Genomic DNA, 12,995 nt, shown 5'->3' on the forward strand with positions numbered 1-12,995 from the left:
ACGTGATCGAGGTCGAGGACCTGGAGAAGGTCTTCGTCGTACGCCGCCGGGCGGGCCGGCTGCGCCGTACGCGGCACGAGGTGCGCGCCGTCGACGGCATCGGCTTCTCCGTGCCGCGCGGCGAGATGGTCGGCTACATCGGCCCCAACGGCGCGGGCAAGTCCACCACCATCAAGATGCTGACCGGCATCCTCACCCCCAGCGGCGGCCGGCTGCGCGTCGCCGGCATCGACCCGGCGCGCGAGCGGACGAAGCTGGCCCGGCGCATCGGCGTCGTCTTCGGCCAGCGCACCACCCTGTGGTGGGACCTGCCGCTGCTCGACTCGTACCGGCTGATGCACCGCATGTACCGCATCCCCGACGACCGCTACCGCGCCAACCTGGAGCGCTGCACCGAACTCCTCGGCCTCGGCGACCTGTTGGAGGTGCCGGTGCGGCAGCTCTCGCTCGGCCAGCGGATGCGCGGCGACATCGCCGCGGCCCTGCTGCACGACCCCGAGGTGCTGTATCTGGACGAGCCGACGATCGGCCTCGACGTGCTGAGCAAGGCGAAGGTGCGGGAGTTCCTGCGCGAGCTGAACGCGGAGCGCGGCACGACGGTGCTGCTCACCACGCACGACCTGTCCGACATCGAGCAGCTCTGCAAGCGGGTCATGGTCATCGACCACGGCCGGCTGATGTACGACGGGGACCTCGACGGGCTGCACGCGGTCGGCGAGAGCGAGCGGATGCTGGTGGTCGACCTGGAGCGGGAGCTGCCGCCCATCGACGTCTCCGGCTGCCGCACCGTGAAGGTCGAGGGCCCGCGGCAGTGGCTCGCGTTCCCGGCCGGGGCCAGCGCGGCGCCGCTGGTCGCGGAGGTGGCCGAGCGGTGGCCGCTGGTGGACCTGTCGGTGCGGGAGCCCGACATCGAGGACGTCATCGCCCGCATGTACGCCTAGGCTCGTTTCCATGACGAGCGATGAGCACCTGCCGGAGCTGCGCGCCTCGGACGCCGACCGGGAGCGGGTCGCCGACGTCCTGCGGGACGCGCTGGCCGAGGGCCGGCTCGCCATGGACGAGTTCGAGGAGCGGCTGGAGGAGGCGTACCGGGCGAAGACCTACGCCCAGCTCGCCCCGCTCACCCGCGACCTGCCCGCGGCGGGGGCCGCCCTGCCCGAGGTGGCGCCGCGCGCGGCGGCCCCGGGCCGGCCGGCGTCCGGCTGGGCCGGCCGGATCGGCGGCGAGGCGACGACGCGCAGGGGCATCGCGATCATGAGCGGCTTCCAGCGCAAGGGGGGCTGGACGGTGCCGCGGCGCTTCACGATGTTCTCGTTCTGGGGTGGCGGCGAACTGGACCTGCGCGAGGCTGACTTCGAGACCGCGGAGGTGGAGATCCGCTGCATCTCCATCATGGGCGGCGCGAACGTGGTCCTGCCCCCGGACATGGCGCTGGAGGTCCGCGGCATCGGCATCATGGGCGGCTTCGACCACTCCCAGACCGGCGTCCCCCACACCCCCGGCACCCCGCGCGTCACGCTCACCGGCTTCGCCTTCTGGGGCGGGGTGGGGACGAGCCGGAAGAAGACGAGGGCGGCCCGGCGCGCGGAGGCGGAGGCGGCCCGGGAGCAGCGCCGGCTGGCCCGCGAGGAGCGGCGCCTGACGCGCGAGCAGCGCCGCAAGCGCCTGGAGTAGCCCGGGACCTACGGACTCGCGGACTCGCGGACTTACTGGGCCGGGGGCCGGCGGGTCACAGGACGGCCCGGGCGCGGGGCTTGAGGTCGGCGGGGTCCAGGGTCAGGGCCATCTCGTGGTAGCCCTGGTCCGTCAGGTGCAGGTGGTCGCCCGAGTCGTACGCCTCGTGCAGGCGCGCGGGCCGGTTTGGGTCGCGCAGGGCCGCGTCGAAGTCGAGGACCGCGTCGAAGACGTCGCCCGCGCGTATCAGCCGGTTGACCTCCTGCCGTACGCGCTCCCCACGCGGCGTGTACGACTCGTGGCCGCGGAACGGCATCAGCGTCGCGCCCAGCACCCGCAGGCCCCGGTCGCGGGACTGCCGGACGGTCTCGCGCAGGCCGGCGACGATGGCGTCCGCGTCCGCGGTCTTCGGGGACTTGAGGATGTCGTTGATGCCCAGCTCCACGACGACGGCCTTGACGCCGGTGCGCGAGAGCACGTCGCGCTCCAGGCGGCTGAGCCCGGAGGGCCCGTTGCTGGGGTAGGCGGTGCCGCCGTCGGTGAGGACGCGGTTGCCGCTGAGGCCGAGGTTGAGCACCCCGTAGCGCGGGGCGCCGGGCTCCTCGCGCAGCCGCACGGCGAGGTAGTCGGTCCAGCGGCGGTTGGCCCCGTGGGTGGAGGTGGTGCCGTCGGTGAGCGAGTCGCCGAGGACGGCGACGGCGCCGGCGGCGTGCTCGCTCCAGACGTCGACGGCGGTGACGTACCGCCAGGACCGGAACTCCCGGTCGTACGCCGCCCCTTCGGTGTCCCGGGTGTGGTCGCCGGAAGCCAGGTAGGAGGTCTGGAGCGCGTGCGGGTGGTACGTGACCGGGCCGGCCGGCGCGGGCGCGTACGTCGTCACCAGCAGGTCGCTGTCGGCCGGCACCCGCAGCCGCACGGGGTCGCTGGTCGCCGTCCGGCCGGCGGGGATCGTCACCGCGTCGGCGCCCGCGAAGGTCAGCGGGCGCATGGTCGCCGGCTCCGCCGCCGGGGCGCCGGCCCCGGCGGCGAGGGCGACGCTGGCGCGGGTGAGGGTCAGCGGGATGTCGCCGTACTCGTTGGACAGTTGTATCCGGGCCCGGGCGCCGCCGATGGAGGTGTGCACGACGTTGCGTATGGACATCCCGGCGAAGCCGTCCCGCGTCCCCGGCTCGGCCGCGGCCTGCGCGGCGGCCCACGTGCCGGCCCAGCCGCCCACCGACGCGGGGGCGGCGGCGTCCGCGCCGCCGCCGGCGCCGGGGGGCGCGGGCACGTCGGGGCGGTCGGTGACGGCGTGGACGCCGGCGGTCAGCAGCACCACGACCGCCACCAGGGCGGCGAGCACGGCGTACCCCGTCCTGGTCGTCACGTCAGCCTGCTCCCCCGGTGTTCGTCTGTGCGCGCCGTTGCCGGCGGTCCGCCATCTTAGCGAGGGGAGGGAGTCGTTCCGGTCACAGCCCCGGCGTTGTCCGGGCCGTCGCCGCCGTGATCCCCGCCACCGGGAGCGCCGCCGCCGGGGCCGTCTCCGTCCGGCTCCGCGGCGGCGGTGCGGTGGCCGAGGAGGACGCGGGTGGCGATGCCGCCCACGGCCAGCACGGCGGCGGTGACGGCCAGCGTGAGCGTGTAGCCGTTGTCGAACGCCGATACGGCGGTGTCCAGCAGCGACCGGGAGCCGCCCGGCGGGAGTCCGGCGGCGACCTCGCGGGCCTCGTCGAGACTGTCGGAGGCGGCCTCGGGCACGCCGGCGGGCAGGTCGACGGTGGCGGTGTAGACGGCGGTCATGACGCTGCCCAGGACGGCGACGCCGGTGAGGCTGCCCAGTTCGTACGAGACCTCCTCGACCGACGACGCCATGCCGGCCCGGTGCGGCGGCGCGCCGCCGATGATCGCGGCGGAGGCGGCGGTCATGACCGTACCGAGGCCCAGCCCGGCCAGGATCATGCCGGGGACGACCCAGCCCGCGGAGTGCCCGGCGGCCAGCAGCGGGCCGGCGCCCGGGGTGAGCAGCAGGGTCAGCGCGACGCCGAGGGCGCCCAGCAGCAGGCCGCCGCCGATGAGGTGGCGCGCCGGTACGCGGTAGACCAGGCCGCCGACGATGATGCCGGCCGGCAGCGCGCCGAGGGCGGAGGAGGCGACGAGCAGACCGGCGCGCAGCGGGCTGAGGTCGAGCACGAGCTGGAGGCGCTGGGCGAGGATCAGCTCGATGCCGGCGGTGGCGAACATCGAGAGCCCGGCGCCCAGGACACCGGCGAGCAACTGCCGGTTGCGGAAGAGCGTGAAGTCGATCAGCGGGTACGTGCGGGTGCGCTGGCGGCGTACGAAGAGGGTGAAGCCGGCCGCGGAGACGAGCAGCGCCGGCACGATCTGGAGCGGGTCGGGCGCCGGCCGCGAGCCTTCCTTGATCGCGTACACCAGGCCGACGAGACCGGCCATGACCTGCACGGAGGCCACCGGGTCCCACGGCCGGTCCTTGCTGCCGGAGCCGCCGGGCGCGAGCAGCGCGGTCGCGACGAGCGCCGCCAGCACGACGGGGACGTTGACGAGGAAGACCGAGCCCCACCAGAAGTGGTTCAGCAGCAGCCCGCCCACGACGGGCCCGAGCGCGGCGCCGACGACGGCGACGGTGCCCCAGATGCCGATCGCGATGCCGCGCTCGCGCTCGTCGTCGAAGGTGAGCCGGATCAGCGCGAGCGTCGCCGGCATCATGGCCGCCGCGCCGACCGCGAGGAACGCGCGGGCGCCGATCAGCACCGCCGCCGAGGGCGCGAACGCGGCGATGGTGGACGCGATGCCGAACAGGACGAGCCCGGTCAGGAACATGCGCTTGTGGCCCACGCGGTCGCCCAGCGTGCCGGCGCCCAGCAGCAGCCCGGCCATCACCAGCGGGTAGGCGTTGATGATCCAGAGCTTCGCGGAGGCGTCGGCGTCGAGGTCGGCGGTGAGGGTGGGCAGCGCCGTGTAGAGGATCGTCATGTCGAGCGAGATGAGCAGCAGGCCCGCCGAGACGGTGGCGAGCACCCACCAGCGTCGCGCCTTGATCATGGAGCACCTTGCTTTCTGCCTCTGTGCGTACGTACGGGGGCCGGGCGGGGCGGGTCTCAGGGCGCCGGGTCGGTCAGCGCGGCGAGCCGCCGGCGCACCGCCTCCGCCACCCCGGGGGCGAGCGTGGACTGCGCGGTGGCGTGGAACAGCCACAGCCCGTCCGCCGCGAGCCGGGCCAGGAACAGGTCGACGGCCTCGGGGTCCGGGTCCGGGCCGGCCGGCTCCGGCGCCCAGCGGTCCGCCAGTTCGTCCCACAGCCGGGCCAGCTCCGGCCGGGTCGCCGAGGCGACCATGAAGGCGAAGTCCGCGGTGCCGCCGCTCTGTCCGCAGCAGCGCGCGTAGGCGGCGGCCCGCTCGCGGGGGGTGGCCTCCTCGTACGGCTTGCCCAGCTCGGTGCGCAGGTGCCGGTCCAGGGTCTCGGTCAGGTGCCGCTGGATGGCGACGAGCAGCGCGTCGCGGTTCGGGAAGTGGTACATCAGCCCGGGCTTGGTCAGCCCGGCCTCGGCCGCGGCGGCGTCGAGCGTGAGGGCGGTGATGCCCGCCCGTTCGACCACGCGGACGGCGGCTTCGAGGATCTGGGTGCGGGAGCTGGGTCGCATGGAACGTAACTTTACCATCCGGAAGGTAAAGTTACGGAGCCCGACCCGCGCCCCCGCAGGGGACACCGACAACCCGCGGGCCGGTCCTGAAGTGAAAGTCGGGGACGGGCCCGGGGACAATGGCCGTCACAGCACGGTGCGAGCGGACGGAGCGGGATGGATCTGCGGGCGGCGGACGGACCGGGCGGCGTTGCCTATACGGACGCCGACGAGGAGAAGCGGCGCGGCGTGCGCCGGATGAAGACCATCGCCACCGGCCTGCTGCTGCTGGCCGCCGTGGTCTTCACGCTCGCCCGGTGGGCGCAGCACAACGGCGCCGGCGCCTGGTCGGGCTACCTCGCCGCGGCGGCGGAGGCGGGCATGGTCGGCGCGCTGGCGGACTGGTTCGCGGTCACGGCGCTCTTCAAGCGGCCCCTCGGGCTGCCCATCCCGCACACCGCGATCATCCCCACCAAGAAGGACCAGCTCGGCCAGAGCCTCGGCGACTTCGTCGGCGAGAACTTCCTCTCCGCCGACGTCGTACGCACCCGGCTGCACGCCCTCGGCCTCGGCAGCCGCGTCGGCGCCTGGCTCGCCGAACCCGCCAACGCCGACCGCGTCACCGCCGAGGCGTCGACCGTGCTGCGCGGGGCGCTCGCCGTGCTGCGGGACAACGACGTCCAGGCCGTCGTCGGCGAGGCCATCAACCGCCGGGCCGCCGCCCTGGAGGTGGGGCCGGGGCTCGGCAAGCTGCTGGAGAAGGTCGTCGCGGACGGCGGCCACCGCCGCGTCGTCGACATGGTCTGCGAGCGCGCCGAGAGCTGGCTGATCCTCAACGGCCCCTCGGTCGTCGGCGCGGTCGCCGGCGGCGCGCCCGGCTGGACCCCGAAGTTCGTCGACCGCCGGGTCGGCGAGCGGGTCTACAAGGAACTGCTGCGGTTCATCGGCGAGATGCGCGAGTCGCCGGAGCACCCGGCGCGCGGCGCGCTCGACCGGTTCCTCGCCGACTTCGCCGCCGACCTCCAGGGCGACACCGCGACCCGGGCGCGCGTCGAGCGCCTCAAGGGCGAGATCCTGGCGCGCGACGAGGTGCAGGACTTCATCGCCTCGGCGTGGACGTCGCTGCGCGGCATGATCGTCGGCGCGGCCGAGGACGAGCGCAGCGAGCTGCGGCTGCGGGCGCGGGCGGCGCTGCTGTCGTTCGGGCAGCGGATGGCGGCGGACCAGCGGCTCCAGTCGAAGGTCGACGGCTGGGCCGAGGACGTCGCGACGCACGTGGTGACGACGTACCAGCACCAGATCACCTCCCTGATCACGGACACGGTGGCGGGCTGGGACGCGGACCACACCTCGCGCAAGATCGAGGCGCACATCGGCCGGGACCTCCAGTTCATCCGCATCAACGGCACGGTGGTGGGCGCGCTCGCGGGCCTGTTCATCTACACCGTGTACCGGGCCATCGCGGGCTGAGCCCGGGGCGTACGGGCCGCTGGGGGGCGGGGCGCGTACGGCGTAGGATGCGCTCATGCACGGCGAGGCACGCACCGGTGACGGGAGGCCCCCGGCGGCGCTCCGCGTCCTGGGCGCCATGACCCGCGGCCGTGCGCTCGCCGTCGCCCTGCTGCTCCTCGCCGCCGACGTCGTCCTCGACGAGACGGGCGTGGCCACCGGCCTCGCCGGCGCCGCGGCCTCCGCGGCGTCCGCCGCCCTGACCCTGCTCGCCGGGCTGGCGCTCTGCGCCGCCGCGGCGGCGCCCGAGTCCGCCGCCGGGATCCGCACCGCGCTGCGCGAACGCGCGCTGCGCACCGCCTTCCTGCCCCAGCGGGACCCCGACGCCGCGGGCCGGCCGCGGCCCCGGGCGCCCGGCCGTCGCACCGCGACGGCCGTGTAGGCGCACCGGCGCCGTCCGCCCGCAGCCCGCAGCCCGTTTCCTGCCGCACCCGGCCGCACCCGGCCGTACGAGGCCGTCCGCTGCCCGCTGCCCCCGCGACGCCGCCCGCCGGGCGCCCCGCACGGCTCGTCACGCCGCCCCTCATCCGGCACGACGAGACCTGTGGAGCCCTTCCATGTCCGTATTCGGCGCGCTCAGTTCGCTCCTGTCCACGCTCGCAGACACCCTCGACCCGCTCTTCGGCGACTCCGCCACCGCCGTCGCGATCATCGTCTTCACCCTGTGCGTACGCCTGGCCCTGCACCCCCTCGCCCGCGCCGCCGCCCGCGGCGACCGGGTGCGCCGGGACCTCGCGCCGCAGGTGGCGGAGGTCCAGCGCAGGCACCGCGACGACCCCGAGCGGCTGCGCCGGGCGCTCGGCGAGACGTACGCGAACGCCGGCGCCTCGCCGCTGGCGGGCTGCGGGCCGATGGTGCTCCAGATCCCGGTGTTCATGGTGATGTACCGGCTCTTCACCGGCCACGACCACGACCTGCTCACCCACACCCTGTTCGGCGCCCCGCTGGGCGGCCGGTGGTCCGACGCGCTCGCGGACGGCGGGGTGTTCGGGGCGCACGGGATGGTCTACGCGGGGCTGTTCGCGGTGATCGCGGGGGTGGCGGCGTACACGTTCCGGCGCGGCCGGCGGATGCTGGCGGAGCGAGAGGCGGAGGCGGAGGCCGCACGCAAGGCGGCGGCTACCGCGAAGGGGACGGGGAAGGGGAGGAAGGCGAAGGCCGCGCCGCCGCCCGCCGGGCTCCCCGACCCCGCGGCGGGGCTGACCCGGTGGCTGCCCCTGCTGTCCTTCGGCACCCTGGTCACGGCCGCGATCGTGCCGCTCGCCGCGGGCCTGTACCTGGCGACCACGACCGCCTGGACCGCCGCGGAACGCACCCTCCTCTACCGCCGCCCGGGTCCACGGGCTGAACAGGGTCTTGCGGACTAAACAGCGGTCAACGGATGATCGATCGACCGTGGAGAGGGGAGTCATCACATGAAGCTGCTGCGTGTCGGACCGCCGGGGAGCGAGCGCCCGGCCCTGCTGGACGACGGAGGGGCCCTGCGGGACCTGTCCGGCGTCGTGTCCGACGTCGACGGAGCGCTGCTGTCCGACGACGCGGCGCTCGCCCGCGTACGGGACGCCGCCGCCGGCGGCGACCTGCCGGTGCTGGATGCCGAGGGCCTGCGCACCGGTCCGCCGGTGGCCCGGATCGGCAAGATCGTGTGTATCGGGCTGAACTACCACGACCACGCGACCGAGACCGGCGCGGCCATCCCGGCGGAGCCGATCGTCTTCATGAAGGCCCCGGACACCGTGGTCGGTCCCGAGGACCCGGTCCTCGTGCCGCGCGGCAGCGAGAAGACGGACTGGGAGGTGGAGCTGGCGGTGGTCATCGGCCGTACGGCCCGCTACCTGGAGTCCGACGCCGACGCGCTCGCCTCCGTCGCCGGCTACGCCGTGGCGCACGACGTCTCCGAGCGGGAGTTCCAGCTCGAACGGGGCGGGCAGTGGGACAAGGGCAAGAACTGCGAGACGTTCAACCCGCTGGGCCCGTGGCTGGTGACGGCCGACGAGGTGCCGGATCCGCAGGCCCTGGGGCTGCGGCTGTGGGTGAACGGCGAGAAGCGGCAGGACGGCACGACCGCGGACCAGATCTTCGCGGTGGCCCATGTGGTGCGGTATCTGAGCCAGTTCATGACGCTCTACCCGGGCGACGTGATCAACACCGGTACGCCGGCGGGGGTCGCGCTGGGGATGGCGGAGCCGAAGCCGTACCTGCGGGCCGGTGACGTGGTGGAGCTGGAGGTCGACGGCCTCGGGCGGCAGCGCCAGGAGATCAAGGGCGCGTAGCGGCAGGACCGCGTACGGGCGCCGCCGGGAGGCTTCCCGGTGGCGCCCGCGGTGTTGCGTGCCGCAGGGGCGGGGCTCCCCGCCCGGTCAGACCTCGATCAGCTCCCGCACCGCCGGGACCAGCGCCCGGAACGCCTTGCCGCGGTGGCTGATCGCGTTCTTCTCCGCGGGGGTCAGCTCCGCGCACGTACGGTCCTCGCCGAGCGGCTGGAGAACCGGGTCGTACCCGAAGCCGCCGCTGCCCGCCGGCTCGTACCGCAGCGTGCCCTCCAGCCGCCCCTCCGCGACGCGCTCGGTGCCGTCCGGCAGCGCGAGCGCCGCGGCGCACGCGAAGTGCGCGCCGCGGTGGCCGGGGCCGACGTCGGAGAGCTGGGCGAGGAGCAGCGCGAGGTTCGCGGCGTCGTCGCCGTGGCGGCCGGCCCAGCGCGCGGAGAAGATGCCGGGTGCGCCGCCGAGCACGTCGACGCAGAGCCCGGAGTCGTCGGCGACCGCGGGCAGGCCGGTGGCCTGCGCCAGCGCGTGCGCCTTGAGCAGGGCGTTCTCGGCGAAGGTGACGCCGGTCTCGCGCACGTCCGGGACGCCGGGGAAGGCGTCGGCACCGAGGAGCCCGGCGCCGATGCCGGCCTCGCCGAGGATGGCGCGCAGCTCGGTGACCTTGCCCGCGTTGCGGGTGGCGAGGACGAGGCGGTCCGCGGTCACGGGGTGCAGACGTTCGTCAGCTCGCCGGCGGCGTTGCCGACCGGCCGGAAGTCGGGCACCTCACCGCGGTCGGCGGCCTGCTGGGCGTTGTCGACGGCCTGCTGGAGGTCGTCGACGGCCTTGCCGACGTCGGCGTTGTCGGACTTGTCGCCGAAGTCGTCGAGGTTCCTGTCGATCTCGTCGAGGGCGTCCGCGGCGGCCTGCGGGCTCTCGTCCGCACCGGAGACGGCTTCCTGCAACCGGTCGACGTCGGCCGCGATCTCGGTGGCGAGCCGGCCGCAGTCCATGGCCTTGCTCACCGCGTCACAGGCGCCGGTGAGCGTCACCGCGGCGGCGCCCGCCGCGAGTGCGACCCCCGCACGCGTCCAGAGCTTCTTCCCCATCACTGGTCTCCCTCCAGTGCCTTGCGCTGCAACTCGTCGAGCTGCGCGCAGCCGCCGACCGCGAGGTCGAGCAGCGCGTCGAGTTCGGCGCGGGCGAACGGCTCGCCCTCGGCGGTGCCCTGCACCTCGACGAAGCGCCCGTCTCCGGTGCACACGACGTTCATGTCGGTCTCCGCCCGCACGTCCTCCTCGTAGCAGAGGTCGAGCAGCGGCACGGAGCCGACGATGCCGACACTGACGGCGGCCACGGTGCCGCTCAGCGGTGTCGCCTTGGACTTGATCAGCTTGTTCCGGCGCCCCCACGCCACCGCGTCGGCGAGGGCCACGTACGCCCCGGTGATGGCGGCGGTACGGGTGCCGCCGTCGGCCTGGAGGACGTCGCAGTCGAGGACGACGGTGTTCTCGCCGAGGGCCTTGAAGTCGATGACGGCGCGCAGCGAGCGGCCGATGAGCCGGGAGATCTCGTGCGTCCGGCCCCCGATCTTGCCGCGGACGGACTCGCGGTCGCCCCGGGTGTTCGTGGACCGCGGCAGCATCGAGTACTCCGCGGTGACCCACCCCTCGCCGCTGCCCTTGCGCCAGCGCGGCACGCCCTCGGTGAAGCTGGCGGTGCACAGCACCCGGGTGTCGCCGAAGGACACCAGCACGGACCCCTCGGCGTGCATGCTCCAGCCGCGTTCCAGCGCCACGGGGCGCAGTTCGGCGGGGGTACGTCCGTCGATGCGGGCGGAGCCGGCGGAGGTCTCAGAGGTAGGCATGGTTCCGACCCTATAGGGCCTTCGTGAAGGCGGGCGCGCCGTCCCCGGCCGGGTCCGGAAGGCCCGGTGGACCGCCCGGGCGGGGCGGGGGCTCAGACCTCGTACACCGCGCCCGCGCGCGCCAGTTCGACCGGTCCCTCGTACGCCTCCTTGGCGTCGCGGAGGTTCACCTGCGGGTCCGTCCACGGCGGGATGTGGGTCAGCACCAGCCGGCGCACCCCGGCCGCCGCCGCGGCCTCGCCCGCCTCGCGGCCGTTGAGGTGCAGGTCCGGAATCTCCTCCCGGCCGTGCGTGAACGCCGCCTCGCAGAGCAGCAGATCGGCGTCCGCGCTCAGCTCGGTCAGCGCCCCGCAGGGGCCGGTGTCGCCGGAGTAGACGAGGCTGCGCCCGCCGTGCTCGATGCGGAAGGCGTACGCCTCGACCGGGTGGCTCACCCGGTCCGCGTGCACCGTGAAGGGGCCGATGCCGAACGCGCTGCGCTCCAGCGCCCGGAAGTCGAAAACCTCGCTCATCGACGTCTCCGAGGGGGTGTCCGCGTACGCCGTGGTCAGCCGCTGCTCCGTGCCCTTGGGGCCGTAGACGGGCAGCACCTCCGCGGGGCCGCCGTCGTGGCGGTAGTAGCGCGCGACGAAGTAGGCGCACATGTCGATGCAGTGGTCCGCGTGCAGGTGGCTCAGCAGGACGGCGTCGAGGTCGTACAGTCCGCAGTGCTGCTGAAGGGCCCCCAGCGCGCCGTTGCCCATGTCGAGCAGGAGCGCGTAGCCCTCCGCCTCGACCAGGTAGCTCGAACACGCGGAGTCCGCGGACGGGAACGAGCCCGAGCAACCGACGACGGTGAGCTTCATCGGGGAGGGACCTCCGGCACGGTCGGGACGGGGCGACAATGCCCCGCCGGCTCTGCCGAGGGTAAGCCGGGATGGGCCGCAGCGGTCCCCCGGCCATCCCGGTTGTGGGCGGAATCACCAGTATGCCGACGGGGTACGGCCCGCCCGCCCACCTGCGCGGTGTCGCCCGCGGGCGCGGGGCGCCCCTACGATCGGGCGCATGGACGCCTCCTGGTGGCCGGCCGTCGCGGTCGTGGTGGTGCTGGCCCTGATCGCCACTGTGGCCGACAGCTTCGGGCGGGTCCGGCGCGCGCACGCCCGGCCGGCCGGGCCGCGGCCGGGCGAGGTGTGGTGGGCCCGCGTTCCGTACCGGGACGGGGACGGTGGCGGGGATGCCGAGGGCGCCGGGGGCGACGGGGAAGCCCGGCCGTGCCTGGTGCTGAAGACCGCGGACGGGACGGTGACGGTGGCCCCGATCACCACCAGGCGGGTCGAGGGGCGGCCCGGCGTGATCCCGCTGCCGCCGGGTTCGGCCGGCGGCGGACTGGAACGCCCGGGCTTTCTGGAGACGGACGAGTTGCACGAGGTCGCCGTGGCGGACTTCCGCCGCAAGGCCGGCCCGGTGGACCCCGGAGTGTGGGACCGGGTCCGCCACCTGGCCGACACCTGAGGACCCGGCGCCCCGGTCCGTCGCCCGTCCGGAATCCGAGCGGATCCGTCTCAGCTTGCGGAACGTACGAGGTAAGCCCTCCGGGGCCGTGTCATCCTTGCGGCCATGCTGACCATCACGGAGGAGCTGTACGAGCAGATCGTCGCGCACGCCCGCAAGGACCACCCCGACGAGGCGTGCGGCGTCGTCGCGGGCCCGGCGCCGGCGCCCGCCGACGGCCGGCCGCGACGCTTCGTCCCCATGCTCAACGCCGCCCGCTCCCCCACGTTCTACGAGTTCGACTCGCAGGACCTGCTCCGGCTCTACCGGGAGATGGACGACCGCGACGAGGAGCCGGTGGTGATCTACCACTCGCACACCGCCACCGAGGCGTTCCCCTCGCGCACCGACGTCTCCTACGCCAACGAGCCCGGCGCCCACTACGTCCTGGTCTCCACCGCCGAGTCCGGCAACGACGAAGGGCCGGTCTCCTTCCGCTCGTTCCGCATCGTGGACGGCGTGATCACCGAGGAGGACGTCACCGTGGTCGCGTCGTACGACGACGCGTCCGCGCAGTGAGTCCCCGGTCCGCATCATGGAACGGCGCTC

General features: G+C 74.6%; 15 protein-coding genes. 8 read left to right on the forward strand and 7 right to left on the reverse strand.

What is annotated here, in order from left to right; translation table 11 throughout:
- Positions 1–2: 2 nt before the first annotated feature.
- Complete coding sequence (locus QBL21_RS28700; protein WP_407565132.1) at positions 3–941, forward strand: ATP-binding cassette domain-containing protein; 939 nt, start codon at positions 3–5, stop codon at positions 939–941.
- A gap of 10 nt (positions 942–951) precedes the next feature.
- Positions 952–1,674 (forward strand): DUF1707 domain-containing protein, encoded by a 723-nt coding sequence (locus tag QBL21_RS28705; RefSeq protein ID WP_407565133.1) that lies wholly within the window; start codon positions 952–954, stop codon positions 1,672–1,674.
- Between the two features lie 55 nt (positions 1,675–1,729).
- On the opposite strand, the gene QBL21_RS28710 is transcribed toward QBL21_RS28705, so the two are convergent.
- The 3 genes from QBL21_RS28710 to QBL21_RS28720 are packed head-to-tail and all read right to left on the reverse strand — an operon-like array spanning position 1,730 to position 5,312.
- Complete coding sequence (locus QBL21_RS28710) at positions 1,730–3,040, reverse strand: SGNH/GDSL hydrolase family protein (RefSeq protein ID WP_407565134.1); 1,311 nt, start codon at positions 3,038–3,040, stop codon at positions 1,730–1,732.
- A gap of 56 nt (positions 3,041–3,096) precedes the next feature.
- Positions 3,097–4,713, reverse strand: a complete 1,617-nt coding sequence (locus QBL21_RS28715) for an MFS transporter (RefSeq protein ID WP_407565135.1) — start codon at positions 4,711–4,713, stop codon at positions 3,097–3,099.
- A gap of 56 nt (positions 4,714–4,769) precedes the next feature.
- Positions 4,770–5,312, reverse strand: coding sequence for a TetR family transcriptional regulator (locus QBL21_RS28720; protein WP_407565136.1), 543 nt, complete (start codon positions 5,310–5,312; stop codon positions 4,770–4,772).
- A gap of 156 nt (positions 5,313–5,468) precedes the next feature.
- Here QBL21_RS28720 and QBL21_RS28725 point away from each other — a divergent pair, with 156 nt between their 5' ends.
- The 4 genes from QBL21_RS28725 to QBL21_RS28740 all read left to right on the forward strand — a co-directional run bounded on the left by QBL21_RS28725 (position 5,469) and on the right by QBL21_RS28740 (position 9,073).
- Positions 5,469–6,761, forward strand: coding sequence for a DUF445 domain-containing protein (locus QBL21_RS28725; RefSeq protein WP_407565137.1), 1,293 nt, complete (start codon positions 5,469–5,471; stop codon positions 6,759–6,761).
- Positions 6,762–6,879: 118 nt separating this feature from the next.
- A complete protein-coding gene (locus QBL21_RS28730) occupies positions 6,880–7,182 on the forward strand; it encodes a DUF6412 domain-containing protein (protein WP_407566599.1) in 303 nt (100 codons plus the stop codon).
- A 175-nt stretch (positions 7,183–7,357) separates the two neighbouring features.
- Complete coding sequence (locus QBL21_RS28735) at positions 7,358–8,167, forward strand: YidC/Oxa1 family membrane protein insertase (RefSeq protein ID WP_407565138.1); 810 nt, start codon at positions 7,358–7,360, stop codon at positions 8,165–8,167.
- 48 nt (positions 8,168–8,215) lie between these two features.
- The gene (locus tag QBL21_RS28740; RefSeq protein ID WP_407565139.1) at positions 8,216–9,073 is read left to right on the forward strand and encodes a fumarylacetoacetate hydrolase family protein; all 858 of its coding nucleotides are present in this window, start codon (positions 8,216–8,218) and stop codon (positions 9,071–9,073) included.
- Positions 9,074–9,160: 87 nt separating this feature from the next.
- Here QBL21_RS28740 and rdgB read toward each other — a convergent pair whose 3' ends face one another.
- From rdgB to QBL21_RS28760, 4 genes are all read right to left on the reverse strand, one after another.
- Positions 9,161–9,772 carry an RdgB/HAM1 family non-canonical purine NTP pyrophosphatase gene (gene rdgB, locus QBL21_RS28745; RefSeq protein ID WP_407565140.1) on the reverse strand — a complete coding sequence of 204 codons (612 nt, stop codon included), beginning with the start codon at positions 9,770–9,772 and terminating at the stop codon, positions 9,161–9,163.
- Positions 9,769–10,155: a hypothetical protein gene (locus tag QBL21_RS28750; RefSeq protein ID WP_407565141.1), complete on the reverse strand. Its 387-nt coding sequence runs from the start codon at positions 10,153–10,155 to the stop codon at positions 9,769–9,771. The genes rdgB and QBL21_RS28750 overlap by 4 nt, the downstream gene beginning before the upstream one ends.
- Positions 10,155–10,913 carry a ribonuclease PH gene (gene rph, locus QBL21_RS28755; protein ID WP_407565142.1) on the reverse strand — a complete coding sequence of 253 codons (759 nt, stop codon included), beginning with the start codon at positions 10,911–10,913 and terminating at the stop codon, positions 10,155–10,157. The genes QBL21_RS28750 and rph overlap by 1 nt, the downstream gene beginning before the upstream one ends.
- Positions 10,914–11,005: 92 nt before the next feature.
- Positions 11,006–11,758: an MBL fold metallo-hydrolase gene (locus tag QBL21_RS28760; RefSeq protein ID WP_407565143.1), complete on the reverse strand. Its 753-nt coding sequence runs from the start codon at positions 11,756–11,758 to the stop codon at positions 11,006–11,008.
- 199 nt (positions 11,759–11,957) lie between these two features.
- Here QBL21_RS28760 and QBL21_RS28765 point away from each other — a divergent pair, with 199 nt between their 5' ends.
- Both QBL21_RS28765 and QBL21_RS28770 read left to right on the forward strand, forming a co-directional pair.
- On the forward strand, positions 11,958–12,407 hold the full coding sequence (locus QBL21_RS28765) for a type II toxin-antitoxin system PemK/MazF family toxin (protein WP_407565144.1): 450 nt from the start codon (positions 11,958–11,960) through the stop codon (positions 12,405–12,407).
- A gap of 105 nt (positions 12,408–12,512) precedes the next feature.
- Positions 12,513–12,965 carry a Mov34/MPN/PAD-1 family protein gene (locus tag QBL21_RS28770; RefSeq protein WP_407565145.1) on the forward strand — a complete coding sequence of 151 codons (453 nt, stop codon included), beginning with the start codon at positions 12,513–12,515 and terminating at the stop codon, positions 12,963–12,965.
- Positions 12,966–12,995 lie beyond the last annotated feature (30 nt).

It is taken from the genome of Streptomyces sp. 184 (assembly GCF_045781775.1).
Lineage (GTDB): Bacteria > Actinomycetota > Actinomycetes > Streptomycetales > Streptomycetaceae > Streptomyces.

Coding starts and splice junctions, on each gene's coding strand:
- QBL21_RS28705 (WP_407565133.1), top strand. CDS start 952: ATGACGAGCGATGAGCACCTGCCGGAGCTGCGCGCCTCGGACGCCGAC.
- QBL21_RS28715 (WP_407565135.1), bottom strand. CDS start 4,713: ATGATCAAGGCGCGACGCTGGTGGGTGCTCGCCACCGTCTCGGCGGGC.
- QBL21_RS28720 (WP_407565136.1), bottom strand. CDS start 5,312: ATGCGACCCAGCTCCCGCACCCAGATCCTCGAAGCCGCCGTCCGCGTG.
- QBL21_RS28725 (WP_407565137.1), top strand. CDS start 5,469: ATGGATCTGCGGGCGGCGGACGGACCGGGCGGCGTTGCCTATACGGAC.
- QBL21_RS28730 (WP_407566599.1), top strand. CDS start 6,880: ATGACCCGCGGCCGTGCGCTCGCCGTCGCCCTGCTGCTCCTCGCCGCC.
- QBL21_RS28735 (WP_407565138.1), top strand. CDS start 7,358: ATGTCCGTATTCGGCGCGCTCAGTTCGCTCCTGTCCACGCTCGCAGAC.
- QBL21_RS28740 (WP_407565139.1), top strand. CDS start 8,216: ATGAAGCTGCTGCGTGTCGGACCGCCGGGGAGCGAGCGCCCGGCCCTG.
- QBL21_RS28750 (WP_407565141.1), bottom strand. CDS start 10,155: ATGGGGAAGAAGCTCTGGACGCGTGCGGGGGTCGCACTCGCGGCGGGC.
- rph (WP_407565142.1), bottom strand. CDS start 10,913: ATGCCTACCTCTGAGACCTCCGCCGGCTCCGCCCGCATCGACGGACGT.
- QBL21_RS28760 (WP_407565143.1), bottom strand. CDS start 11,758: ATGAAGCTCACCGTCGTCGGTTGCTCGGGCTCGTTCCCGTCCGCGGAC.
- QBL21_RS28765 (WP_407565144.1), top strand. CDS start 11,958: ATGGACGCCTCCTGGTGGCCGGCCGTCGCGGTCGTGGTGGTGCTGGCC.
- QBL21_RS28770 (WP_407565145.1), top strand. CDS start 12,513: ATGCTGACCATCACGGAGGAGCTGTACGAGCAGATCGTCGCGCACGCC.